The sequence below is a fragment of the Streptomyces sp. NPDC052020 genome, from assembly GCF_040680575.1.
Classification (GTDB): Bacteria; Actinomycetota; Actinomycetes; order Streptomycetales; family Streptomycetaceae; genus Streptomyces.
On sequence record NZ_JBFAWY010000051.1, the window covers coordinates 15,453 to 39,685 of the forward strand.

23 protein-coding genes, 1 tRNA gene and 2 pseudogenes are annotated in these 24,233 nt (G+C 74.3%); 10 read left to right on the forward strand and 16 right to left on the reverse strand.

Features of this window, described 5'->3' with window-relative positions:
- Nucleotide 1: 1 nt before the first annotated feature.
- The 5 genes from cbiQ (at nt 2) to AB0L74_RS32075 (ending at nt 3,912) form a co-directional block, all read left to right on the forward strand.
- The gene (gene cbiQ, locus AB0L74_RS32055) at nt 2-763 is read left to right on the forward strand and encodes a cobalt ECF transporter T component CbiQ (protein ID WP_365660229.1); all 762 of its coding nucleotides are present in this window, start codon (nt 2-4) and stop codon (nt 761-763) included.
- Nucleotides 751-1,539 (forward strand): ABC transporter ATP-binding protein, encoded by a 789-nt coding sequence (locus tag AB0L74_RS32060; RefSeq protein WP_365660233.1) that lies wholly within the window; start codon nt 751-753, stop codon nt 1,537-1,539. Before cbiQ ends, AB0L74_RS32060 begins: the two co-directional genes overlap by 13 nt.
- 168 nt (nt 1,540-1,707) lie before the next feature.
- On the forward strand, nt 1,708-2,892 hold the full coding sequence (locus AB0L74_RS32065; protein ID WP_365660292.1) for a serine hydrolase domain-containing protein: 1,185 nt from the start codon (nt 1,708-1,710) through the stop codon (nt 2,890-2,892).
- A gap of 88 nt (nt 2,893-2,980) precedes the next feature.
- Nucleotides 2,981-3,529, forward strand: a complete 549-nt coding sequence (locus AB0L74_RS32070; protein ID WP_365660236.1) for a YbaK/EbsC family protein — start codon at nt 2,981-2,983, stop codon at nt 3,527-3,529.
- Nucleotides 3,530-3,636: 107 nt separating this feature from the next.
- Nucleotides 3,637-3,912 (forward strand): DUF1876 domain-containing protein, encoded by a 276-nt coding sequence (locus AB0L74_RS32075; RefSeq protein ID WP_365660239.1) that lies wholly within the window; start codon nt 3,637-3,639, stop codon nt 3,910-3,912.
- Between the two features lie 89 nt (nt 3,913-4,001).
- Here AB0L74_RS32075 and AB0L74_RS32080 read toward each other — a convergent pair whose 3' ends face one another.
- Entirely contained in the window at nt 4,002-6,206 is a 2,205-nt protein-coding gene (locus AB0L74_RS32080) for an MMPL family transporter (protein WP_365660242.1), read from the reverse strand.
- A gap of 114 nt (nt 6,207-6,320) precedes the next feature.
- Nucleotides 6,321-6,920 carry a TetR/AcrR family transcriptional regulator gene (locus AB0L74_RS32085; protein ID WP_365660245.1) on the reverse strand — a complete coding sequence of 200 codons (600 nt, stop codon included), beginning with the start codon at nt 6,918-6,920 and terminating at the stop codon, nt 6,321-6,323.
- Between the two features lie 216 nt (nt 6,921-7,136).
- On the opposite strand from AB0L74_RS32085, the gene AB0L74_RS32090 reads away from it, so the two are divergent.
- Nucleotides 7,137-10,430 (forward strand): S41 family peptidase, encoded by a 3,294-nt coding sequence (locus AB0L74_RS32090; RefSeq protein ID WP_365660248.1) that lies wholly within the window; start codon nt 7,137-7,139, stop codon nt 10,428-10,430.
- A 120-nt stretch (nt 10,431-10,550) separates the two neighbouring features.
- On the opposite strand, the gene AB0L74_RS32095 is transcribed toward AB0L74_RS32090, so the two are convergent.
- The 4 genes from AB0L74_RS32095 to AB0L74_RS32110 all read right to left on the reverse strand — a co-directional run bounded on the left by AB0L74_RS32095 (nt 10,551) and on the right by AB0L74_RS32110 (nt 14,245).
- Nucleotides 10,551-10,718 (reverse strand): hypothetical protein, encoded by a 168-nt coding sequence (locus AB0L74_RS32095; RefSeq protein WP_365660294.1) that lies wholly within the window; start codon nt 10,716-10,718, stop codon nt 10,551-10,553.
- A 109-nt stretch (nt 10,719-10,827) separates the two neighbouring features.
- A complete protein-coding gene (locus AB0L74_RS32100) occupies nt 10,828-11,766 on the reverse strand; it encodes an SDR family oxidoreductase (protein ID WP_365660251.1) in 939 nt (312 codons plus the stop codon).
- Nucleotides 11,763-12,710, reverse strand: coding sequence for an alpha/beta hydrolase (locus AB0L74_RS32105; RefSeq protein WP_365660254.1), 948 nt, complete (start codon nt 12,708-12,710; stop codon nt 11,763-11,765). Before AB0L74_RS32105 ends, AB0L74_RS32100 begins: the two co-directional genes overlap by 4 nt.
- Entirely contained in the window at nt 12,707-14,245 is a 1,539-nt protein-coding gene (locus tag AB0L74_RS32110; protein ID WP_365660257.1) for an NAD(P)/FAD-dependent oxidoreductase, read from the reverse strand. The genes AB0L74_RS32105 and AB0L74_RS32110 overlap by 4 nt, the downstream gene beginning before the upstream one ends.
- A gap of 133 nt (nt 14,246-14,378) precedes the next feature.
- Here AB0L74_RS32110 and AB0L74_RS32115 point away from each other — a divergent pair, with 133 nt between their 5' ends.
- Nucleotides 14,379-15,095 carry a MerR family transcriptional regulator gene (locus AB0L74_RS32115; RefSeq protein WP_365660260.1) on the forward strand — a complete coding sequence of 239 codons (717 nt, stop codon included), beginning with the start codon at nt 14,379-14,381 and terminating at the stop codon, nt 15,093-15,095.
- On the opposite strand, the gene AB0L74_RS32120 is transcribed toward AB0L74_RS32115, so the two are convergent.
- Nucleotides 15,092-15,895 carry an exodeoxyribonuclease III gene (locus tag AB0L74_RS32120; RefSeq protein WP_365660263.1) on the reverse strand — a complete coding sequence of 268 codons (804 nt, stop codon included), beginning with the start codon at nt 15,893-15,895 and terminating at the stop codon, nt 15,092-15,094. The genes AB0L74_RS32115 and AB0L74_RS32120 overlap by 4 nt on opposite strands.
- 98 nt (nt 15,896-15,993) lie before the next feature.
- Between AB0L74_RS32120 and AB0L74_RS32125 the strand changes: the two genes are divergently transcribed.
- Entirely contained in the window at nt 15,994-16,470 is a 477-nt protein-coding gene (locus tag AB0L74_RS32125) for a GNAT family N-acetyltransferase (protein ID WP_365660266.1), read from the forward strand.
- Between the two features lie 16 nt (nt 16,471-16,486).
- On the opposite strand, the pseudogene AB0L74_RS32130 reads toward AB0L74_RS32125, so the two are convergent.
- Nucleotides 16,487-16,836: pseudogene (locus AB0L74_RS32130) on the reverse strand (LuxR C-terminal-related transcriptional regulator); the annotation flags it as partial.
- Nucleotide 16,837: 1 nt separating this feature from the next.
- Between AB0L74_RS32130 and AB0L74_RS32135 the strand changes: the two are divergent.
- Nucleotides 16,838-17,206, forward strand: a pseudogene (locus AB0L74_RS32135) (ABC transporter permease); the annotation flags it as partial.
- 153 nt (nt 17,207-17,359) lie between these two features.
- On the opposite strand, the gene AB0L74_RS32140 reads toward AB0L74_RS32135, so the two are convergent.
- The 8 genes from AB0L74_RS32140 to galU all read right to left on the reverse strand — a co-directional run bounded on the left by AB0L74_RS32140 (nt 17,360) and on the right by galU (nt 23,385).
- Nucleotides 17,360-17,629: a hypothetical protein gene (locus tag AB0L74_RS32140; RefSeq protein WP_365660269.1), complete on the reverse strand. Its 270-nt coding sequence runs from the start codon at nt 17,627-17,629 to the stop codon at nt 17,360-17,362.
- Between the two features lie 182 nt (nt 17,630-17,811).
- Nucleotides 17,812-17,885, reverse strand: a tRNA-Ala gene (locus AB0L74_RS32145).
- A gap of 102 nt (nt 17,886-17,987) precedes the next feature.
- Nucleotides 17,988-19,202 (reverse strand): gephyrin-like molybdotransferase receptor GlpR, encoded by a 1,215-nt coding sequence (glpR, locus tag AB0L74_RS32150; RefSeq protein WP_365660272.1) that lies wholly within the window; start codon nt 19,200-19,202, stop codon nt 17,988-17,990.
- Nucleotides 19,203-19,371: 169 nt separating this feature from the next.
- Nucleotides 19,372-20,025 (reverse strand): GNAT family protein, encoded by a 654-nt coding sequence (locus AB0L74_RS32155; RefSeq protein ID WP_365660275.1) that lies wholly within the window; start codon nt 20,023-20,025, stop codon nt 19,372-19,374.
- 26 nt (nt 20,026-20,051) lie between these two features.
- Entirely contained in the window at nt 20,052-20,549 is a 498-nt protein-coding gene (locus AB0L74_RS32160) for a MogA/MoaB family molybdenum cofactor biosynthesis protein (RefSeq protein ID WP_365660278.1), read from the reverse strand.
- On the reverse strand, nt 20,546-21,055 hold the full coding sequence (moaC, locus tag AB0L74_RS32165; RefSeq protein ID WP_365660281.1) for a cyclic pyranopterin monophosphate synthase MoaC: 510 nt from the start codon (nt 21,053-21,055) through the stop codon (nt 20,546-20,548). Before moaC ends, AB0L74_RS32160 begins: the two co-directional genes overlap by 4 nt.
- An 84-nt stretch (nt 21,056-21,139) precedes the next feature.
- Nucleotides 21,140-22,477: a gephyrin-like molybdotransferase Glp gene (glp, locus tag AB0L74_RS32170; protein WP_365660284.1), complete on the reverse strand. Its 1,338-nt coding sequence runs from the start codon at nt 22,475-22,477 to the stop codon at nt 21,140-21,142.
- Entirely contained in the window at nt 22,474-23,385 is a 912-nt protein-coding gene (galU, locus tag AB0L74_RS32175; RefSeq protein ID WP_365660287.1) for a UTP--glucose-1-phosphate uridylyltransferase GalU, read from the reverse strand. Before galU ends, glp begins: the two co-directional genes overlap by 4 nt.
- A 92-nt stretch (nt 23,386-23,477) precedes the next feature.
- Between galU and AB0L74_RS32180 the strand changes: the two genes are divergently transcribed.
- Complete coding sequence (locus tag AB0L74_RS32180) at nt 23,478-24,107, forward strand: 5-formyltetrahydrofolate cyclo-ligase (protein WP_365660289.1); 630 nt, start codon at nt 23,478-23,480, stop codon at nt 24,105-24,107.
- The last annotated feature ends 126 nt before the right edge of the window (nt 24,108-24,233 follow it).

Consider the following 24,233-nt stretch of genomic DNA (forward strand, 5'->3'; position numbering starts at 1 on the left):
GATGGGCGCGGGCCACGCGCACCGGCTGTACCGGCAGGGGCACTCCCCCGTGCACCGGCTGCCGCCGCACACCAAACTCGCCGCCGTCTTCGCCTTCGTGGTCGTCGTGGTGTCGACGCCGCGGGAGGCGATGTGGGCGTTCGGCCTGTACGCCGTGCTGCTCGCGGCGGTGGCCCGCGCGGCCCGCGTCCCGGCCGGCTTCCTGCTCAAGCGGCTGCTGATCGAGGTGCCGTTCGTCGCCTTCGCGGTGCTGATGCCGTTCGTGGCCGAGGGCGAGCGGGTCGAGGTCCTGGGGCTGTCGCTGAGCGCGCACGGCCTGTGGGGCGCCTGGAACGTCCTGGCCAAGGGCACCCTCGGCGTCGCCGCCTCCGTCCTGCTGGCCGCCACCACCGAGCTGCGCGCCCTGCTGCTCGGCCTCCAGCGCCTGAGGCTGCCGCCGCTGCTGGTGCAGATCGCCTCCTTCATGATCCGGTACGGGGACGTGATCACGGACGAGATGCGGCGCATGCGGATCGCCCGTCAGTCGCGCGGCTTCGAGGCGAAGGGCGTGCGGCACTGGGGGGTGCTGGCGAAGTCGGCGGGCGCGCTGTTCATCCGCTCCTACGAGCGGGGCGAGCGGGTGCACCTGGCGATGGTGAGCCGCGGCTACGCCGGTGCCATGCCGGTCATCGACGAGGTGACCGCGTCCCGGGCGCAGTGGTCGTACGCGCTCGCCCTCCCGTTGGCCGCGCTGGCGGTCTGTCTGCTGGGATGGACCCTGTGACCACTGCGACCGCTTCCCTGGAGGTCTCGGGCCTCGCCTTCGCCTACCCCGACGGGCACCAGGCCCTCTTCGGCGTCGACTTCTCGATCGCACGGGGCGAGCGGGTCGCGCTGCTCGGCCCCAACGGCGCCGGCAAGACGACCCTGGTGCTGCACCTCAACGGCATCCTCGGCGGCGGCACCGGCACGGTGACGGTCGCCGGACTGCCCGTCGCGGACCGGCACATGGCGGAGATCCGGCGCCGGGTCGGGATCGTCTTCCAGGACCCCGACGACCAGCTCTTCATGCCGACCGTGCGGGAGGACGTGGCGTTCGGCCCGGCGGCGGCCGGGCTGCGGGGCGCGGAGCTGGAGGAGCGCGTGGACCGGGCGCTGGACCTGGTCGGCATGGGCGCCTTCCGGGACCGGCCGCCGCACCACCTCTCCTTCGGGCAGCGCCGCCGGGTGGCGGTGGCCACCGTACTGGCGATGGAGCCGGAGATCCTCGTCCTGGACGAGCCGTCCTCCAACCTCGACCCGGCCTCCCGCCGCGAGCTGGCCGACATCCTGCGGGCGCTCGACGTGACCGTCCTGATGGTCACCCACGACCTGCCCTACGCCCTGGAACTGTGCCCGCGCTCCCTGATCCTCAGCGAGGGCGTGATCGCGGCCGACGGCCCGACCGCCGAGCTGCTGTCCGACGAGGCGCTGATGCGCGCCCACCGGCTGGAGCTGCCCTTCGGCTTCGACCCGGCGTCGGTCGCGGGCGCCCGCCCGGCCGCTCCGGGCCGCGCGTGAGGCGGACGCACCACAGCCGTGTGACGGGTCACTGCGAGGACGCCGCCCGCACAACACCGACGTAACGATTGTGTTCGGCCGGCGGGGCACAGGAATCGCAGGCGGCGGCCGCGTGTTGCATCCGCTGTCGCAGGCGAGTCGGAGGAGTGTGCGGGCGTGGACGTGGACGTGGTCGTGAACGGCACGGTGGCCGAGGGGTTCGAGCCGGTCAGGGACGCGTTCGCGGGGAACTTCGCCGCGCTCGGGGAGCGGGGCGCCGCGGTCGCCGTCTACCGGCACGGGCGCAAGGTCGTCGACCTGTGGGGCGGGACGAGGGACGTCGACGGCGGGGCACCGTGGGAGCGGGGCACGGCCCAGGTGATGCGGTCGGCGACCAAGGGCGTCGCCGCCGCCGTACCGCTGCTGCTGCGCCAGCGCGGGGAGCTGGACCTGGACGCGCCGGTCGGGCGGTACTGGCCGGAGTTCAAGGCGCACGGCAAGGAGAAGGTCCTGGTCCGGCATGTGCTGAACCACCGGGCCGGGCTGCCGGTGCTCGACCGTCCGCTCACGCCCCGGGAGGCGCTGGACCCGGCGCGCGGCCCGGAGGCGGTGGCCGGGCAGGCACCGGTGTGGGAGCCGGGCACGGACCACGGCTACCACGCGCTGACGTACGGCTGGATGGTCGACGAACTGGTGCGGCGGGTGACCGGGCGCGGCACCGGCGAGTGGATCGCCGCGGAGATCGCCGCCCCGCTGGGACTGGATCTGTGGCTGGGGCTGCCGCCGGAGCAGGCGGGCCGGGCGGGGCGGGTCGGTCCCGTCGAGGGGCCCGAGCCGGCCGGGGGCCTGCGGCTGCGGCCCAAGCGCGCGGTCACCGACGCCTACCAGGACCCGGACTCCCTCACCCGGCGCGCCTTCGCCGCGATCACCCCGTTCCCCGACCAGAACGACCCGGCCTACCGGGCGGCCGCCCTGCCCGCCACCAACGGCATCGCCACCGCCGACGGGCTGGCCCGCTTCTACGCGGCGCTGGCCGGCGAGGTGGAGACGGGCGGCGGGACCGGCGCGGTCCGGCTGTTCGACCCGGAGACGGTGGCGCTGGCCCGCGCCGAGGAGTCGGCGGGAGCCGACCGCGTGCTGGTCGTCAACAGCCGCTTCGGCCTCGGGTACATGCTGCACGGCAGCGCCTCGCCGTTCCTGTCCCCGGGCTCCTTCGGCCATCCCGGCCGCGGGGGCGCCCTCGGCTTCGCCGACCCGGAGTCGGGGATCGCCTTCGGCTATGTGACCAACGGCTTCCGCAAGACGGTGACGGCCGACCCGCGGGCGCAGGCGCTGGTGCGGGCGGTGCGGGAGGCACTGGCCCAGGGCGCCTGACCCCGGGGCCTCCCGGCCCCCGGCCGTGCGGCCGGGGACGCGTGAACTCGGTCGCGTGGCCCCCGCGCGCCCCACTAACGTGCGGCCCATGACGACCACCGACTCCGCAGCCCACCCCCGTTTCGCCGAAGCCCTCCGCGTACTCGGCCTGAACGAGGTGAACGCCCGCGTCCGCACCTTCCCGGAGGCCACCCGCACCGCCGCCGAGGCCGCCGCCGCGATCGGGTGCGAGCTCAGCCAGATCTGCAAGTCGCTCATCTTCGCGGCCTGGGGAGCGCCCGGGGACGGCACGGGGGAGGGGACCGGCCCGGGGCCCGGGGCGGGGGAGCCGGTGCTGGTGCTGATGGACGGGGCCTCCCGCGTCGACGTGGAGCGGGTGCGCGAGGCCCTCGGCGCCCGGAAGGTCACGCGGGCCGACGCCAAGGCCGTCCGCGAGACCACCGGGTACGCCATCGGCGGCGTGCCGCCCTTCGGGCACCGGACCAGGACCCGTGTCCTCGCCGACCGCTCCCTCCTCGCGCACGACGTCGTCTGGGCCGCCGCCGGGACGCCGCACGCCGTCTTCCCGATGGCGCCCGGGGACCTCGTCGCCCACGCCGGGGCCACCCTCGTGGACGTGCGCGAACACACCGCGTGAGCCCTGCGCCCCCGGCGGGGGCCGCGCGCCGGACGGGCCCGCCGCGTGGGTGCGCCGACGCGCCCCGAGGAGCACCCTGGAAACAGGGGTTTCCGGAGGTGAACGTCATGATGCACACCGCTGTGGGATGGCATGTCGAGCTGGAGTTCATGGAGGACGACCAGCACACCAAAGCAGTCGCCATGGTGCGCCTGCCCGACGGGACCGCGATCCGGGCACACGGGCGCGCCAGCCGTCACGGCTCCGACGCCAATCAGCCGCGGGTCGGCGAGGAGATCGCCGGCGCCCGCGCGCTGAACGAGCTCGCGATGCGGCTGCTGGACAAGGCGCACGGAGAGATCGACCAGGCGTCGGGGCGGGTCTCCCACCCGATCCACGTCTAGGGCCCGTCCTGGGCGAGAAAAGCGGCCGGTGAGGGCTCTCCGTCCCCACGGAGCCCTCACCGGCCGGTCCCTTGCCGGGCGCCGTCGCGTCAGACGCGCACGGCCTCCCGCTTCTCGTCGGGGTCGGCCTGCGCGCGCAGCCCCTCACCCTCGACGTCGACGTTGGGCAGGGCCCGGTCCAGCCACTTCGGGAGCCACCAGGCCCTGCGGCCGAGGAGGGCCAGGACCGCCGGGACGAGCGCCATGCGGACGATGAACGCGTCGAAGAAGACGGCGATCGCCAGGCCGAAGCCGATCATCTTGACCATCGCCTCGGAGGATCCGATGAAGCCCGCGAAGACGGCCATCATGATGACGGCCGCGGCGGTGACGACCCGCGCGCCGTGCCGGAAGCCGGTCACGACCGCCTGGGCGGGCGACTCGCCGTGCACGTACGCCTCCCGCATCCGGGTCACGAGGAACACCTCGTAGTCCATGGCGAGACCGAAGACCACGCCGACCATGAAGATCGGCATCATCGACATCACCGGGCCGGTCTCCTCGACGCCCATCAGGTTCGCCAGCCAGCCCCACTGGAAGACGGCGACGACCGCGCCGAGGGCCGCGAGGACCGACAGCAGGAAGCCGAGGGCCGCCTTCAGCGGGACCAGCACCGAGCGGAAGACGACGATCAGAAGCAGGAACGCCAGGCCGACGACCAGCACCAGATACGGCAGCAGCGCGTCGTTGAGCTTCTGGCTGACGTCGATGTTCATCGCCGTCGAGCCGGTGACCAGGACGCTCGCGCCGGTGTCGGCCTTGACGCCGGCGCCCGCGTCGCGGATGGAGTGGACCAGGTCCTCGGTGGTGACGGACGACGGCTTGGACTGGGGGACGACCGTGATCGTCGCGGTGTCACCGGCCTTGTTGGGCACGGGCGGGGTCACCGCCGCCACGTCCTCCAGGCCCTTGATCTCGCCCACGACATCGGTGAACGCCGCCTTCGGGGCGTCGCTCGCCTTGGCGTCGACCACGACCATGAGCGGGCCGTTGAAACCGGGGCCGAAGCCCTCGGAGAGCAGGTCGTAGGCGCGGCGCTGGGTCGTGGAGGTGGGCTGGGAGCCCTCGTCGGGCAGGCCCAGCTCCAGGGAGGCGGCGGGGACGGCCGCCGCGCCCAGCCCGACCACACCGAGCAGCAGGACGGCCACCGGGCGGCGTACGACGAAGTTCGCCCAGCGGGTGCCCAGGTTCGGCCTGGCGGGCTTGGCGGCGGTCCGGCCGCCGCCCAGCAGCCTGCTCTTCTCGCCGGCCGGGCGGACCTTGCGGCCCGCGTAGCCGAGCAGCGCGGGGATCATGGTGAGGGCGATCAGGACCGCTATGGCGACGGTGCCGGCGGCGGCGACGCCCATCTTGGTGAGCATCGGGATGTTGACGACGGCGAGGCCCACCAGGGCGATGACCACGGTCAGGCCGGCGAAGACGACGGCCGAGCCCGCGGTGCCGACGGCCCGGCCGGCGGCCTCCTCGCGCTCGCGGCCCTCGGCCAGCTCGGCGCGGTAGCGGGAGACGATGAACAGGGCGTAGTCGATGCCGACCGCCAGGCCGATCATCATCGCCAGCGTGGAGGTGGTGGATCCCAGGTCCAGCGCGCTGGCCAGCGCCGTGATCGAGGCGACGCCGATGCCGACGCCGATCAGGGCCGTCAGCAGCGGCAGCCCGGCCGCGACCAGCGAGCCGAAGGTGATGACGAGGACGACGGCGGCGATCGCGATGCCGATGATCTCCGTGGCGCCGGTCTCCGGGACGGTGCTGAGCGCGTCACCGCCGATCTCCACGGTCAGCCCGGCGTCCCGCGCCTGCTGCGCCGCGTCCTGGAGGGCGTCCTTGGTGGACTCCTCCAGCTCCATGCCGGAGACGTCGTACTTCACCTGCGTGTACGCGATGGCGCCGTCCTTGCTGACGGCGTTCGCGGTGTAGGGGTCGGTGACGGAGGCGACCTCGGAGCCGTCGGACAGCTCCCGGACGGCCTTCCGCACGGTCGCCTTGTTCCCGGCGTCCGACATCGTCTCGCCGGTGGGCGCCTTGAAGACGACACGGGCGGTCGCCCCGTCGGCGCTGGCCCCGGGGAAGCGCTCTTCGAGCAGGTCGAAGGCCTTCTGCGCCTCGGTGCCGGGGATGGAGAAGGAGGTGCTGCCCGCGGGCGGGGCGGTGGCCGCGCCGACGCCGGCCAGGGTCAGCAGCGCCACCCATATCAAGGCGACGAAGTGGCGTCGCCGGAAGGCGAGGCGACCGATTCGGTAAAGGAACGTGGCCACGAGGGCGTACTCCCGGTCAGGTCGTGGGGTCTGGCATGGGGTCTTCGGGGCAGAGGTGATCGGCCCGACGACGTGAGCGGTGACGTCAGGTGGGTGATGACTCGCGGGGACGGGTCAGGGGGTGGGTGCGCCGAGGGCGGGGAGGACCACGGCGTCGATGTACGAGCGCAGGAACGTCTGGGTGGGCGGCAGATCGTCGATCAGTGCGCGGGTGACGAACGCGCCGACCAGCATGTGCACGACGTAACCCAGCGCGGGCGCGTCCTCGCGGATCTCGCCGCGCTCGATCGCGCGCCGCAGCACCCGCCGGAACTCCGCCATCTCCGGTTCGATGAGCAGTTCCCTGAACGCCCGCCGCAGATCCGGGTTCATGTGCACCGCCATGGCCAGGCCCCGCACCAGCGCGGAGTTCTGTTCCATGGCGCAGTCGTCCTCACGGGTCGCCAGCGCGTGCAGGTCGCCCCGCAGGGAGCCGGTGTCGACGTCGGCGACGCTGCCCGGCTTGCCGTGGCGCAGCGCTCTGACGACCAGCTCGGGCTTGCCGCCCCACTGGCGGTAGAGCGTCGCCTTGCTGGACCGGGTGCGGGCGGCCACGGCGTCCATGGTCAGGGCGTCGTAGCCGACCTCCCTCAGCAGGTCGAGCACGGCCGCGTACAGCTCGGCCGCGCGCTCGGGGGTGATCCGGCTGCGGCGCGCGGTCGCGACCTCGGCCATCTCCCTCACCTTCCCGCTTCGGGTCTTCGGACGACAACGGACTTCTCGTACATGAAGACTGTATCCCCGGTGCCAAACGAAACGAAACGGTTTCGTACGTGTGCTCGGTCACGCCTGTGAAGGCCGCATAAGCGGGGCGCCCGCGCGGGGGTGAGCAGGGGCGTGGCGGAGGGGGCGGCGGCGCCCGAGTTGCCCGCGCCCTGCCCCCGGCAAAGCATGGGAAAGGTGAGCTATCTGCGCCTTCCGCACCTCAGTGGCGACCTCCTGTGCTTCGTGGCCGAGGACGACCTCTGGCTCGCCCCCCTCGACGGCCCGGGCCGCGCCTGGCGGCTCACCGTCGACCGCGCCAAGGCCGGCCACCCCCGCTTCTCGCCCGACGGCCGGCACATCGCGTACACCAGCTGGCGCAGCCTGGTCCCGGAGGTCCATCTGGTGCCGGTGGACGGCGGGCCGGGCCGCCGGCTCAGCCACTGGGGCAGCATGGACGCCCGGGTGTGCGGCTGGGCGCCGGCCGACCCGGACGCGGAGGCCGCCGTCCTCGCGGTCTCCTCCCACGGCGAGCCGTTCTCCCACCTCACCTGGGCCTACAAGATTGCCCCCGGCGGCGACCCCGGCCGCAAGCTTCCCTGGGGCCCGGTCAGCGATCTCCAGGTCGCCGACCTCGACGGTGAGCGCAGGACCCTGCTGCTCACCGGCACCCCGCCGCACGAACCGGCCTCGTGGAAGCGGTACCGGGGCGGCGCGACGGGCCGGCTGTGGCTGCACGGGCAGCGGCTGCTGCCCGACCTCGGCGGCCACCTCCAGTCGCCGATGTTCGTCGGCGGCCGGATCGCCTTCCTCTCCGACCACGAGGGCGTCGGCAACCTCTACTCCTGCGCGTACGACGGCTCCGGTCTGCGCCGCCACACCGACCACGACGCCTTCTACGCCCGGCACGCCGCCTCGGACGGCACGCGGGTGGTGTACCAGTGCGCGGGCGAGCTGTGGATCGTCGACGACCTGTCCCCCGGCGCGCGGCCGCGCCGGCTGGAGGTGCGGCTGAGCGGGCCGCGCGCGGGGCGGCGCGTCTACCAGGTGCCCGCCGCCCAGCACGTGGCCGGTCTCTCCGTCGACGAGACGGGCCGCGCCAGCGCCGTCGTGGTACGGGGCAGCCTGTACTGGCTCACCCACCGCGACGGCCCGGCGCGCACCCTCGCCGACACCCCCGGGGTGCGGGTGCGGCTGCCGGAGATGCTCGGGGCGAGCGGGCGGATCGCGTACGTGACCGACGCGGACGGCGAGGACGCCGTGGAGATCGCGTATCTGCCCCGGGCGACCGGGGGCCGCGCGGCGCGGCGGCTGGCCTCCGGGAAGCTGGGCCGGGTGCTGGAGATGGCGGCGGACCCCGAGGGCGAGCGGCTCGCCGTCGCCTCGCACGACGGGAGACTGCTGCTGCTGCCGGTCCCCGAGGAGACGGCCGCCGTGGCGGACGCCCCCGGGGAACCGGGCGGCGGGCCGGAGGGCGAGGACGTCACCGAGCTGGTCCGGTCGGACAACGGGCCGGTGCGGGACCTCGCCTTCTCCCCGGACGGGGCGTGGCTGACGTGGTCGCACCCGGGCATCGGGCGGACGCTGCGGCAGATCAGGATGGCCCGGATCAAGGACGGGTTCGTCGTGGACGTCACCAACGGCCGCTTCGAGGACGAGAACCCGGTCTTCACGCGCGACGGCCGCTATCTGGCGTTCCTGTCCTGGCGCGGCTTCGACCCGGTGTACGACGTGCACACCGGGGACCTGTCCTTCCCGCTGGGCTGCCGCCCGTATCTGGTGCCCCTGTCGTCGGCGACCCCCTCCCCGTTCGCGCTGAATCCCGAGGGCCGCCCCGCCGCCGGCGGGCTGGACCCGGCGGAGGACGAGCCCGGCGAGGGCGGTGCGGTGACCGTCGAGGTGGAGGGCCTGGAGAACCGGGTCACCCCGTTCCCGGTCACCGCCTCCAAGTACTCGGCGCTGCGCCCGGTGGCGGGCGGCGGGCTGGTCTGGCTGCGCTGGCCGATCTCGGGCGCGCTCGGCGAGACGTTCGCCAACCCCAACGACCCCAGCGAGCGGCCCACCCTGGAGCACTTCGGCCTGGCCAAGGCGAAGAAGACCGAACTCGTGGGCCACCTGGACTCCTTCGCGGTCAGCGGGGACGGCACCCGGCTGGTCGTCCTGGACGAGGGCGACCTGCGCGCGGTGCCCGCCACGGAGGCCGGCGACAGCGACTCCACCACCTGGATCGACCTGCGCCGCGTCCTGCACCAGGTCGACCCGGGCGCGGAGTGGCGGCAGGCGTACGCGGAGGCGGGGCGGCTGATCCGCGCCTTCTTCTGGGATCCGGGCATGTGCGGCATCGACTGGGAGGCGGTGCTGGCGCAGTACCGCCCGCTGGTCGAACGGGTCGCCACGCCGGACGAGTTCGCGGATCTGCTGCGGGAGGTGCTGGGCGAGCTGGGCACCTCCCACGCCTACGTCTCCGCCGCCCGCCGCAACGAGGGCCCGCCGCAGTACCAGCGCTGGCAGGGCCTGCTGGGCGCCAACTTCGTGTGCCGGCAGGGGCGGTGGCTCGTCAAGCGGATCCTGCCGGGCGACTCCTCCGACTCCCGGGCCCGCTCCCCGCTGGCCGGGACCGGTATCCGCGAGGGCTCCGTCCTGACCCATGTGGACGGCCGGCCGGTCGACCCGGTGGCCGGGCCGTATCCGCTGCTGGCGGGTGCGGGCGGGACGACCGTGGAGCTGACGTTCGAGCCGGAGGCCGGGGGGCCGTCCCGGCGGGTCGCCGTCGTGCCGCTGATCGACGACCGGCCGCTGCGCTACCAGGACTGGGTGACCAAACGCCGCGAGGTGGTGCGGGAGTTGAGCGACGGGCGGTGCGGCTATCTGCACATCCCCGACATGGGCGGGTCGGGCTGGGCGCAGTTCAACCGCGATCTGCGCATGGAGGTCTCCCGGCCGGCGCTCATCGTGGACGTGCGCGGCAACGCGGGCGGGCACATCAGCGAACTCGTCATCGAGAAGCTGACCCGCACCATCCTGGGCTGGGACCTGACCCGCAACGCCCAGCCGGTGTCGTACACCTCCAACGCGCCCCGGGGCCCGGTCGTGGCGGTGGCGGACGAGGCGACCTCCTCCGACGGCGACATGATCACCGCCGCCTTCAAGCTGCTGAAGCTGGGCCCGGTGGTCGGCCAGCGCACCTGGGGCGGCGTGGTCGGCATGACCGGGCGGCACCGCCTCGGGGACGGCACGCTCATCACGGTGCCGATGAACGCCGCCTGGTTCGACGCCTACGGCTGGTCGGTGGAGAACCACGGCGTCGCCCCCGACCTGGAGGCGCTGCGCACCCCGCTGGACTGGGCCGAGGGCCGCTACCCGGTGCTGGGCGACGCGGTCCGGCTGGCACTGGAGCTGCTGGAGACCAACCCGCCGGCCACGCCGCCGGACTACCGGGACGTGCCGGACCGGACCCGGCCCCCGTTGCCGCCGCGGCCGTGACCGGGCGGACCGCGACAGGGCGGACCGCGACAGGGCGGACCGCGACAGGGCGGACCGCGACGGGGCATGAGAGAAGGGGCGCCCCACACCGAGGGGCGCCCCTTCCGCTTCGGCGACGCGTCAGGCGTCGTAGTCCTGGCTGAGGCGGTCCTGCTGGGCCTGCCGCTCGGTGTCCGTCTCGTCGTCGTCCCGACGACGGCGGTTCTGCACCTGCTCCTTGGCCTGCTCGGCCCGCTGGCGCGCCTGCTCCTGCAGCCGTTCGGACTTCTCCTGGAACTGGTCCTTCATGCCCATGTGGGTTCACTCCCGTAGTGGGTGGGGACATCGGGCCCGTTCCCGTGCCGGACGGGATCGGGCCCGATCAGATTCACATGGGCGGTGACCCCGCGCATGTCGATCAGTGACGCTTCGTGTCCACGGTCGCCCGGTGCTGTTCGCCGGCCGCGCCGCCCGCGCGGACGGGGTTCGTCCGGTGCTCTTCGTCGGCCGCGCCGCCCGCGCCGACCAGGCCCATGCGCATGCCGGTGAGCCGGTCCGCGAAGCGCCGCATCTCCCGCCCGCCGACCGCTCCGATGAGCGCCGGCAGGGCGCCGCGCACGCCCTGCATGCCGCGCAGCCACCACTGACCGTAGACGTGCGTGGCCCGCCGCTCGATACCCTCGACGAGCCGGTCGACGGCCGGGCCCAGCGGATAGGTCTTGTTCGACGGCCACGGCAGCCGCTGCCGCAACTCCCGCATCACGTCGTCCCGGTCCGCGCCGCGCACCATGTCGGTGTCGGTCCACGACAGATAGCCGACGCCGACCTTCACGCCCCGGTAGCCGACCTCGGCGCGCAGGCTGTGCGCGTACGCCTCCACACCGGACTTGGACGCGCAGTACGCCGTCATCATCGGGGCGGGCGTGAGGGCGGCCAGGGAGGCGACCTGGAGCAGGTAGCCCCGGCTCTCCACCAGCGACGGCAGGAAGGCGCGGGCCGTCACCGCCGACCCGATCAGGTTGACCTCGATCACCCGCCGCCACGCCTCGGGATCGGAGTCGGCGAAGGGCCCGCCGGTGGCGACGCCCGCGTTGGCGACCACGATGTCCACCCTGCCGAACCGTTCCTTCACCTCCTGGGCGACCCGTGCCATCGCCTCGTGGTCGGTGACGTCGGCGTACCAGTGGCCGCTGTCGCTGTGCAGCCGCCCGGACACCCGCTTGAGCGCGTCCGGCTCCAGCCCGACCAGCGCGAGCCGCACCCCGCGCGCGGACAGCTTGCGCGCCAGCAGCTCCCCGACGCCCCGCGCCGCTCCGGTGACGACGGCGACCCGTCCTTCCAGGCTGACCCTGCTCATGCGCTCTCCTCGGCGTGTACGGCGGACATGGGGACACCGGCGGGCAGATGGGCGGCGGCGAGCGCCCGTATGCGCCCGGTGACCTGCTCCGGTGCCTCGACGGGCGTCATGTGGCCGATGCCGGGCAGCTCGGTGACGCCCCGGCAGTCGGGCAACGCGGCGGCCAGCGCGCGGGCGTGCGCCGGCGGCGTCAGCCGGTCGGCCGCGCCGACCAGGACCTCCGTGGGCGCCGTCAACCGCCGCACCGCGTCGTCGAGTTCGAGGCGGTCCAGCACCCGCGCCCAGGCGTGGCGCACCGCGCCGGGGCAGGCGTGCACGATCCGGGCGCAGGTCTCCACCACGTGCGGGGCCGAACCCGGGCCGGTGATCCCGTACTTGAGGACGCGCAGCGAGAGCGGTGTGACCGGTCCGAGCCGGGCCCGGGACAGCAGGATCCGGCGGGTCAGCCAGGTCCGCGCCCGGCCCTCCCGCAGCGGGAGCACCCGCGCGGAGGCGGCCAGCCGGGAACTGCCGGTGCTGCACAACAGGACGGCCGCCGCGCGTGCCCGCAGGGCGGGCCGGTCGGCCGCGGCCATCACCGTCATGCCGCCCATGGAGTGGCCGGCGATCACGGCCCGCTCACCCGGGGCGAGGGTGGCCTCCAGTACGGCTTCCAGGTCGTCGGCGAGGGCGCCGGTGCCGCAGGCCGGGTGGGCCGGGCTGCGTCCGTGGCCGCGCTGGTCGTAGGCGATGACGCGGTGGTCGGCGGCCAGGGCGCGGATCTGCGCCGCCCAGAACGCGGTGGAGCAGGTCCAGCCGTGGACGAGGACGACGGCCGGGGCGTGCGGGTCGCCGCCGGGTCCGTGCACCTCGACGTGGAGCCGGGCGCCGTCGGCGGAGCGGACGGTCAGAACGCGGCCGGGGGCGGGCGGGGTGCCGGGCGCGGCGGGGCGGCGCGGGGTCACGCGGTCACCCCGGCCTTCGCCTCGTCCGCCCCCGCCGCCGTCTCCGCGTCCGCGGGGGCGCCGGCCGGGGGCCGCAGCACCCGGTACTCCATCAGGTCCACGCGCCGCGTCGCCCGCCGGAACTCGCTGGTCGTGCCCGGCCAGACGGTGGTGTTGCGGCCGGCGGCGTCCAGGTACCAGCTGGTGCAGCCGCCGGTGTTCCACACCGTGCGCTTCATGCGCTCCTGGACCCGGTCGTTCCAGGCGCGCACGGCCTCGGGGCGGGCGTCGAGGGCGACCCGGCCGCCGAGGACGTCCAGCTGGCGGAGGTAGTCGGCCAGGTAGTTCAGCTGGGACTCGATCATGAGGATCATGGACGAGTTCCCGAGGCCGGTGTTGGGCCCGATGATCGTCATCCAGTTCGGGAAGCCGGCCGCCGTGGCGCCGCGCAGGGCCCGCATCCCGTCCTGCCAGGTCTCGGCGAGGGTGCGCCCGTCCGCGCCCACCACCCGCTCGGCGATGGGCATGTCGGTGACGCGGAAGCCGGTGCCGAAGATGATGGCGTCCACCTCGGCCTCGCTGCCGTCGGCGGCCACCAGGGTCGAGCCGCGGACCTCGGCCAGCCCGCTGGCGACGACGTCCACATTCGGCCGGGCGAGTGCCGGGTAGTAGTCGTTGGACAGCAGGATCCGCTTGCAGCCGATCCGGTAGTCGGGGGTGAGTTTGGCGCGCAGCGCCGGGTCCTTGATGGCGCGGGCCATGTTGCGCTTGGCCAGCCGCTCCACCAGCCCGAGCTCCTCGGGGCGCTTGGTGAACGCCTGGACCTGGAGCTCCCGGATGCCCCACAGCAGGCCGCGGCGCAGCCGGGCGGTGAGCGGCACCGCCCGGTGCAGGGCGCGCTCGGCGGGGCCGATGGCGCGGTCCACGCGGGGCATCACCCAGGCCGGGGTGCGCTGGAAGAGGGTGAGCCGGCCGGCCCTCGGCTGGATGGACGGCACGATCTGGATGGCGGACGCACCGGTTCCGATCATCGCGACGCGCTTGCCGGTGAGGTCGTAGTCGTGGTCCCAGCGGGCGGAGTGGAAGACCTTGCCGGGGAAGGTGTCCAGCCCCGGGATGTCGGGGATCTTCGGGTCGGACAGCGGTCCGGTGGCGGAGACGACGACGTCGGCCGTCAGCTTGCCGCGGCCGGTCTCGATCTCCCACCGCAGCCGCCGCGTGTCCCAGGTCATCCGCGTCACCTCGGCGTCGAACCGCAGGTGCGGACGGAGCCCGAAGGTGTCCGCGACGTGTTCCAGATAGGCGCGGATGTGCCGCTGCCCGGAGAAGGTGCGCGGCCAGTCGGGGTTGGGCGCGAAGGAGAAGGAGTACAGGTGGGACGGCACGTCGCAGGCGCATCCCGGATAGCTGTTGTCCCGCCAGGTGCCGCCGACGCCGCCGGCCCGCTCCAGGACGACGAAATCGGTGATCCCTTCCCGGCGCAGCCGCACGGCGGCCCCCAGCCCGCCGAATCCGGACCCGACCACCGCCACGCGTACATGCTCGTGCTCGGCCATTCCGACGCCTCCACACATCGCCTCGGACTCTGCCAGTGAACACTGGCGCAATGGGGAGGGTAGAGGAGCGCCGTACCGATCGGTAGGGGTCGCGGCGAGGAAAGTTACCGCCGGTACGATCTAGGCTTCCGGCGTGGCAGAAGACGCAGGGAACGTCGCAGGGAACGCCGGGCACGCCGAAAGCGCCGGACGACGCGAGTACCGCACCGAGGAGCTGGCCCGGCTGGCCGGCATCACGGTGCGCACCCTGCGCTTCTACCGCGAGCGCAAGCTGCTCCCCCCGCCCCGCCGCGAGGGCCGTATCGCCTGGTACGACGACCATCACCTGGCCCGGCTGCGCACCGTCTCCGCCCTCCTGGAGCGCGGCCACACCCTCAACGGCATCGCGGAGCTGGCGGACGCCTTCGACCACGGCCGCGACGTCGGCGACCTGCTGGGCCTCGGCGAGCCCACCGAGGAGACCCCGGTCCGCCTCACCCCCGAGGAGCTCGCCGACCACTTCGCCGGCCAGGCCACCCCCGAGAACCTCGCCGCGGCCCTGGAGCTCGGCTACCTCGGCACCGACGGCGAGGAGATCGTCCATATAAGCCGCCGTCTGCTGGACGTCTCCTCGGCGCTGGTCCGCGAGGGCATACCGCTCGCCGACGTCCTGGCGGCGGGCGCGCGCGTCCGCGAGCACGCCGACGCCCTGGCCGGGATCTTCGCCGACCTGATCCTGCGCCACGCGACCGAGGCCGACCTGCCCCGCCTGCGCCCGCTGGCCCGCAGCGTGGTGGAGGCGGAGCTGTCGCTGGCCCTGGACCGGCGGCTGCGCCGGCGGGACGGAAGCGGGGACGGGACCCGGGGCTAGCCCTCGTAGACGACCGTGACCGGCGCGTGGTCCGACCAGCGCTCGGCGTGGGTGGCGGCGCGCTCCACGCGGCCCTTGACCGCCCGGGCGGCCAGCCCCGGCGTGGCCATCTGGTAGTCGATCCGCCAGCCCGAGTCGTTGTCGAAGGCCCGGCCGCGGTACGACCACCAGCTGTAGGGCCCGTCGACTCCCGGGTGCAGCGCGCGCATCACATCGACGTACCCGCCCTCCGCCGGGTCCAGGACACGGCTCAACCAGTCGCGCTCCTCGGGCAGGAAGCCGGAGTTCTTGGTGTTGCCGCGCCAGTTCTTCAGGTCGGCCTGCCGGTGGGCGATGTTCCAGTCGCCGCAGACCAGGACCTCGCGGCCGTCGGCGGCGGCGCGCTCGCGCAGCTCCTTGAGGTAGGCGAGGAACTCGCCCATGAAGCGGACCTTCTCGACCTGCCGCTCGGTGCCCACCTCACCGGAGGGCAGATAGAGGGAGGCGACCGTCACACCCGGCAGGTCGGCCTCGACGTACCGGCCGCTGCCGTCGAACTCGGAGGAGCCGAAGCCGACGCGCACCCGGTCGGGCTCGCGGCGGGTGTAGAGGGAGACGCCGGCGCGGCCCTTGGCGGCGGCGGGGGCGTGCACCGCGTGCCAGCCGTCGGGCTCGCGGACGTGTCCGGGCAGTTGCCCCGGTTCGGCCCGCACCTCCTGGAGGCACAGCACGTCGGCGTCGGTGGCCGCGAGCCATTCCACGAAGCCCTTCTTCGCGGCGGCCCGCAGCCCGTTCACATTCACGGTGGTCACGGTCGGCACCCCGGCACGATACCTGCACACTGGACGAGGTCCGGTTCTGGACCGGACAGCCCCGGGCAGCAGCCTCCTCCCGACTGAATTGGTATACGGTGCATAGCATGGATATCCGCCGCGTCCCTTTCGACCACCCCGACGCCGTCAAGCTCAATGACGAGGTCCAGGCCGAGTACGACCTCCGCTACGGCGACGGGGGCGACGCCACGCCCCTGGACCCGGCGGACTTCCAGCCGCCGAACGGCCTCTACCTGATCGCCTACGACGGACTGGGCGTCCCCGTCGCCACCGGCGGCTGGCGCAGACGGGACGCCAACGGCGAGGGGAACCTCGACGGGGACGCCGAGCTGAAGCGGATGTTCGTCATCGAGCAGATGCGCGGCCGGGGGCTGGCCCGGCGCGTGCTGGCCGCGCTGGAGGAGGACGCCCGCGCGGCGGGCCGCCTGCGCATGGTGCTGGAGACCGGCACCAAGCAGCCCGAGGCCATCGCCCTGTACACCTCCAGCGGCTACGAGCCGTGCGAGAAGTTCGGCTACTACCGCTTCCACGACGACAGCCGCTGCTTCGCCAAGAAGCTGTGACGGGCCGGGCCGGACAGGCCCGCGGGAAGGCCGGCACGGCCAGCACCCGGCGGTGGGTGTCGTCGGCCGGCGGCAGATCCAGCCTGGTGGGGAGGGAGCCGATGTGCTCGCCGACGGCGGCCTCGGACACCACCAGCGTCCGGGCGATCGCGCCGTTCGACCCGCCCTCGGCGACCGGCGCCAGCACCTCCCGCTCGCGCGGGCTGAGCCGGGCCGCCGGATCCCGGCGCCGCCGGCGCAGCGGCTGCCGTACGACCTCGGGCCGACCACCGTGCCGCCGGACGCCACCTCGCCCAGCGCGTCCACCAACTGCTCGACCCGGCCCGCCCGGTCCTTGAGCGGACAGCCGACGCCGGCGCCGTCCCCGGGGCCGCTGCGCACGGCGGGCGCCGCCCCGGGCCAGATCCGCCGGCCGGCGGGAGCGGAGGCGCTGCTGGTCGGCGTGGCCGCCTCGGCCGCCGGCCGCGCACTCGGCGCGTACGCCGCCCCGCGCCCGGCCGCGCGGGTGGTGCGGGAGGGCCTGGCACCCGGCTGGTTCGCATCGACGACGACACCTGGCCGTACCACCTGGCCCTCTGGACGGGGCTGCTGGTGGCCGCCGGCGAGGTGGCGGCCGCGTCCTGGCGGGCCGGTCGCACCCGGCCGGTCCAGGCGCTGCGCGAGGCGGCGGCCGACACCGGGGTCCTGACCGGGCCGTCTGCTGTGCGGTGCGGCCCTGCCGCTGACGGCCGCGGTGGCCGGGGCGTGCGCGGTGGCCGCGGTCGCGGCGGCGGTGGTGCCCGCGGGGCCGGCCCCGCGGCGCTGACCCCGTGTCAGGCGCCGTGTCCCCGGCGGCGGTCGGGGACACGCGGCCGGTCCGGCGCGCGGTGGCGCGCGGCCCGCCGGGTGCTCAGCACTCCTTCTTCAGCACCTCGTGGAAGTCGTCGGCGAACTCCTCGTCCGTCTGGTCCGATTGGTGCGGGGGAATCGCGACCGGGTGCTGCGGGTCGTGCCTGCGGTAGGCGTCGCAGGAGGACTCGCGCTGCTCCGGGGTGCTGACGTACCACGCCGCCTGCGCCGGCGATCTCGTGGCGGGTGCCGACTCGGGCTCTTCGCGTGTGCACCCCGCGAGCAGGGCGGCCAGCGAGAGGGCCGCGGCGAGTGCGGATGCGCGTCTCACGCGTTCTCCTGGGGGACGAGTGGTCATAGTCCCGTAAGCCTTCCGGTCAGACGGGCCGTCTGTCGACCCCTGAAGGCGCTCGGCGGCGTCCCGGAGGCAAGAACCGGGGCAGCTGCCGTACTTCGCCGGGCAGACATGCCGAAGCCCCGGTCGGTGATCACCGACCGGGGCTTCGAGCTGCGTGGACCTGAGGGGATTTGAACCCCTGGCCCCCTCGATGCGAACGAGGTGCGCTACCGGACTGCGCCACAGGCCCTTGCAACGAGTGAAACTTTAGCACCCCGATCGGCCTGCTCAAAAATCCACGGTCCGCGCGACGGCCGGGAGCGACGCAGGTCACATCGTCGGCGCCGGGGGCCTACTCGTTGGCGGCGCGCGGCCGGCCGCCGTCCTCGTACTGGTCGAACAGGGGCGTGCGGCCGCGGTCGCGGGCGCGGCGGGAGGAGGCGCGGCGGGACCCGCCGCGCGCCGGGCTCTCCGCCCGGTCGCCCGCCCCGCCCGGCCCGGGAGCCGGCACCAGGCCGTCGCCCGCCGCGCCCGAGGACACGCCGTCCTCCTCGGGGGCGAGCGAGCTGGAGCGCGCCGAGCTCCAGGCGTCCGGGGCCCCGAGGTCCACGTCGGCCGTGGCGCGCGGGGCGACGGGGGCGGTGACGTAGGTCGGGAGCGGCACCGGGACCGGCTCCCAGCTCTCGCCCTGGCCGGGCCGCCGCTGCCGCTCGCGCTGCTGGTCGACCCACTCGGCGTGGTCGGTCTGCTCCACCAGCGCCCGCCGGTCGGCGGCGAGCGCCGACAGACCGGGGTCGGTCTCCGTGGCGGGTCCCTCGTCGGGCTCCTCGGCGTCGGGGTCGCCGACCACGTCGGCGGCCGGGCGGCGGCGCGGCTGGCGGCGTTCCCGCAGGCGCTGCGCCGCGACCTCGGCGCGGCGGCGGTCCATCTGGAAGGCGAAGCGGCGGCGCTCCTGGCGGCGCAGGTAGGCGATGTACGCGCTGAGCAGCACGGCGGGCACGCCGGGCGCCCACAGGAACGCCAGCCCCCCGACGGCGGCGACGACCGAGCCGAGCGTGAAGGCGAGGAACAGCACCACGGTGGTGCGCCTGCGGCGCGCGAGCACCTTGGTGCGCCGGGCGCGGGCCGCCGCCGCCTGCGCGGCGGGCGTAGGCCGGGGGCCCTGCGCCGGCTTGCGCGTCGGCGCGCGGCCCGGATCGAGCGCCTCACCCTGCACCGGGGCGCTCACCTCCCCGTGGGACGGGCCGGGCCGTTCCGGTGCGGGCGGCGCCACGGCCGCCCGGGTCTGCCGGCGGGTCCTGGACACGGCGAAGGCCCGGACGTCCACCGAGTCGGTGACGGCGTCCGGGGCGACGTCGTACTCCGCCTCGTCGGCGGAGCGCGCCCGCAGGTCCTTGGCGTACCGGCGCTCCATGCCCGCCCGTCCGGACAGGAGCCGGATGGCGGTGCTGAAGCGTTCCGTCGGACGGGCCTCGTTCAGCTCGTCCTGCCTACGGAGCCACATCGGCACCAAGTAGGCGGCCCAGGCCCCGACGATGACTGCGTAGATGAGGCCGCTGCTGCTCACGCCTCACACGGTAGAGGGGTTTGCGTGAGGCCATCTGCCAATTGAGCCGGTGTGTCGCACGATCTGGCTGATATTTCGAACTTTTTTTGTGACCGATGTGATCAGTCAGCCACCAGTCCCGCGAATTTCCATACCGCAGGATGGTCGCCACTCGATCAATTTCGAACACTTATTCAATTCCGGTCCCCGGGGTGAGTGGATTCCCCGAGGCGTTATGCCCGTTCCGTTCTCTGTGCGCGTTCCGGGCGCGGGTGCGGTGCCAGCGCCGCAGGAGTCCGTCCGGCACCTCTTCCGCGGTGAGGGCGAAGACCAGGTGGTCGCGCCAGGCGCCGTCGATGTGGAGATAGCGCGGGCGCAGGCCCTCCTCGCGGAATCCGAGTTTCTCCACGACCCGGCGGCTCGGGCCGTTCTCTGGGCGAATGCAGACCTCGACGCGGTGCAGGCCGACGGCGCGGAAACAGTGGTCCACGACCAGCGCGACGGCCGTCGGCATCACCCCGCGGCCGGCCACCGCCTCGTCCACCCAGTAGCCGATGTGCCCGGAGCACATCGACCCCCAGGTGATGCCGGCCACCGTCAGCTGGCCCACCAGCCGGCCCTGGTACTCGATGACGAACGGCAGCATCCGGCCCGCGTTCGCCTCGGACCTCAGGTGGCGGACCATCTGGCGGTAGGTCGGCCGGTGCGCTGTCGGCCCGCTCGGCGCGGGCGGCGGAATGGTCGCCTCCCAGGGGCGCAGCCAGTCCCGGTTGCGCCGGTTGACCTCGCGCCAGGCCCGCTGGTCGCGCAGCTTTATCGGCCGGAGGAGGACCTCGCCGTCCACCAGTACCGCGGGCCAGGACGCGCCGTTCAGCTCGCACCCCCGCCGGGCCGGGGGTGGTCACCGCCGCGGAGCTGGTCGACGGCGTGGACCAGCAGGGGCTCCAGCACGGCCAGCCCGTCCTTCACGCCGCCGGTGGAACCCGGCAGGTTGACGATCAGCGTCGTCCCCGCCACGCCGGCCAGGCCCCGGGAGAGCACCGCCGTCGGCACCTTGTCCCGGCCGTAATCCCGGATCGCCTCGGCGATGCCCGGCACCTCGCGGTCGAGTACCGCCCGGGTCGCCTCCGGGGTGCGGTCGGTGGGCGAGACGCCCGTGCCGCCGGTGGTGACGATGACGTCGTACCCGGCCGCGACACCCTCGCGCAGGGCGGCCTCGACCGGGTCGCCGTCGGGGACCACCCGCGGGCCGTCGACGGTGAACCCCGCGTGCCGCAGGCCGTCCGCGATCAGCGGGCCGCCCTTGTCCTCGTAGACCCCGGCGGCGGCCCGGTTGGACGCCGTGACCACCAGAGCGCGGTACGTCATGACCGGCTCCAGTCGCCCGACGCGCCGCCCGTCTTCTCCTCCACCCGCACGTCCGTGATGACCGCTCCCTTGTCGACCGCCTTCACCATGTCGATCACGGTGAGCGCGGCGACGGAGACCGCGGTGAGGGCCTCCATCTCGACGCCCGTGCGGTCCGTCGTCCGGACGGTGGCCTGGATCTCCACGGCGTCGTCCGCGACCGACAGGTCCAGTGTCACACCGGAGACCGACAACGGGTGGCACAGCGGGATCAGGTCGGGGGTGCGCTTGGCGCCCATGATGCCCGCGATCCGGGCCGTGGCCAGGGCGTCGCCCTTGGGGACGCCCTCGCCGCGCAGCAGCTCGACCACACGGGGCGAGACGAGAACCCGCCCGCTGGCGCGCGCGGTGCGCGCGGTCACGTCCTTGCCGGACACGTCGACCATACGGGCGGCGCCCGCCTCGTCGATGTGCGTCAGCCGTTCCTGCGTACGGGGGTCCTGCGTACGTCGGTCCTGCGTGCTCATGCTTCTGTGGCGCTCCCGGTCCGGGCCCGGCGCGGTACGGCGCGGGCCTGCTGTGCGCGACACGGTACCGCCAACTCCGCCGGGTCAGCCGAGCAGGACCACCTCGACCTCGGCGCCGGGCTCGACCGTCTCGGTGTCCTCGGGGACGACGATCAGCGCGTCGGCGTGGGCGAGGGCGGCCACCAGATGCGATCCGGCACCGCCGACCGGGGTGACGGCACCGTCGGCGTAGCTGCCGCGCAGGAACTGCCGACGGCCCTTCGGCGAGGTCAGCGCCTTGCCGGCGGTCAGCGTGGCACGCGCTGTGGGCCGGTGGACGTCGTCCAGGCCCATGAGGGCGCGGATGGCGGGGCGGACGAACAGCTCGAAGGACACGTACGACGAGACCGGGTTGCCCGGCAGGGCCAGCAGGGGGATGTGGTCCGGGCCGACGGAGCCGAAGCCCTGGGGCTTGCCGGGCTGCATGGCCAGCTTGCGGAACTCCACGCCGCCGCCCGGCTCGTCCTCGTCGCCGACGTGGGCCAGGGCCTCCTTGACGACGTCGTACGCGCCGACGCTCACGCCGCCGGTGGTGACCATCAGGTCGGCGCGGACCAGCTGGTCCTCGATCGTGTCGCGGAGGGTCTCGGCGTCGTCGGCGACGGCGCCCACGCGGTAGGCGATCGCGCCCGCGTCGCGGGCGGCGGCGGTGAGGGCGAAGCTGTTGGAGTCGTAGATCTGACCGCTGCCCAGTTCCTCGTCCGGCTGGACGAGTTCGCTGCCGGTGGACAGGACGACCACGCGCGGGCGCGGGCGGACCCGGACCGTGCCGCGGCCGATCGCGGCGAGCAGGGCGATCTGCGGCGGGCCGAGCACCGTGCCGGCCTCCAGGGCGCGGTCGCCGGCCTTGACGTCGCTGCCCTCGGCGCGCACATGGGCGCGGGCCCCGGCCGGGCGGTACACGCGCACCTGGCCCTCGGCGCCCTCGGGGGCCAGGGCGCGGGCGCGCATCCCGCCGACCGGGCCGTCCCCGAGACCGCCGTCGGTCCACTCGACGGGGACGACGGTCTCGGCGCCGGGCGGCAGCGGGGCGCCGGTCATGATGCGGGCGGCCTGGCCGGGACCGACCGGCGGCGGGTCGGCCTGCCCGGCCGCGACGTCCCCGACGACCTCCAGGACGGCGGGGTACTCCTCGCTCGCGCCCTCGACGTCCGCGACCCGCACCGCGTACCCGTCCATCGAGCTGTTGTCGAACGGCGGCAGGGAGACCGGCACCGTGACGTCCTCGACCAGGACGCAGCCCTGGGCGTCCAGCAGGTTCAGCTCGATGGGCTCCAGGGGGCGGACCGTGGTGAGGATGTCCTCCAGGTGCTCCTCGACCGACCAGAGGCGGTCCGGGCCCACGGGGAGGGGACCGGTGGCGCGGGGCGCGGCGCTGCTCAACGTTGCTCCATCTCCTCGGCTACGTAACTGCGAAGCCAGGTCCGGAAGTCCGGGCCCAGGTCTTCACGTTCGCACGCGAGTCTGACAATGGCACGCAGATAGTCGCCGCGGTCACCGGTGTCATAGCGGCGGCCCTTGAAGACCACGCCGTGCACCGGGCCGCCGGCCTTCTCGTCCGCGGCGAGCTGCTGGAGGGCGTCGGTGAGCTGGATCTCGCCGCCGCGGCCCGGCTCGGTGGTCCGCAGTATGCCGAAGATCTGCGGGTCGAGGACGTAGCGGCCGATGACGGCGTAGTTGGACGGGGCGTCGGCCGGGTCGGGCTTCTCGACCAGGCCGCCGACCCTGACCACGTCGGCGTCCCGGGTGGGCTCCACGGCGGCGCAGCCGTAGAGGTGGATCTGCTCCGGGGCGACCTCCATGAGGGCGACGACGCTGCCGCCGTACTGCTCCTGGACGTCGATCATGCGCTGGAGCAGCGGGTCGCGCGGGTCGATCAGGTCGTCGCCGAGCAGGACCGCGAAGGGCTCGTCCCCCACGTGCGGGGCGGCGCACAGCACGGCGTGGCCCAGGCCCCTGGGGTCGCCCTGGCGGACGTAGTGCATGGTCGCGAGGTCGCTGGACTCCTGGACCTTGGCCAGCCGCTCGGCGTCGCCCTTCTTCTCCAGGGCGGACTCCAGTTCGTAATTGCGGTCGAAGTGGTCCTCCAGCGGGCGCTTGTTGCGGCCCGTCACCATGAGGACGTCGTCGAGGCCGGCGGACACGGCCTCCTCGACCACGTACTGGATCGCCGGCTTGTCCACGACCGGCAGCATCTCCTTGGGAGTGGCTTTCGTGGCCGGCAGGAACCGGGTCCCGAGGCCGGCCGCGGGAATGACAGCCTTGCTGATCCTGGGGTGCGACTGAATCATGGCGGCCACCTTATCCGGTGCCTTGCACGATATCTGCCGCTCCGAGGCAATTGCCGCTCATATGAGCACACTGTGAATGGAGGGGAGGCTACGTGAGTCACGACGGACGTGCGACCCAGCCTGACAAGCGGACGCTACGGCGGGAGTTCCTCGCGGTGAGGAACAGGTTGACGGCGGATGACGTGCGGGAGACGGCGGTGGCGCTGGCCCGGCGGGCGCTGGAGCTGCCGGAGCTGGCGCGGGCGCGCACGGTGGCCGCGTACGTCTCCGTGGGCACCGAACCCGGGACGCTCGCGCTGCTGGACGCGCTGCGCGCGCGGGGTGCGCGCGTGCTGCTGCCGGTGCTGCTGCCCGACAACGACCTCGACTGGGGCGAGTACGGCGGGGCGGGCTCCCTCGCGCGCGTGCGGCACGGCGGGCGGATGGAACTGCTGGAGCCGTCCGGCGCGCGGCTGGGCCCGGACGCCGTGACCGGGGCCGACGTGGTGCTGCTGCCGGGGCTGGCGGTCGACGAGCGCGGTCTGCGGCTGGGGCGCGGCGGGGGGTCCTACGACCGGGTCCTGGCCCGCCTGGAACGGGCGGGCGCGCGGCCCGCGCGGGTGGTGCTGCTCTACGACGCCGAGATCGTTCCGCGGGTGCCCGAGGAGGCCCACGACCGGCCGGTGGACGCGGTGGTGACGCCGTCGGGGGTGCGCCGGTTCCGCCGCCCCGGGCGGGGGTGAGCGGACACGGGAAGCGGCCTCCACGCGCGCGCCCCGCCCGCGTTCCCGCCCCCGGCGGGGGTGTTCGGACCGGCGGCGGGTGAGTTCGGACCGCCGACAGGAGAGTTCGGACCGCCGCCGCGGAGG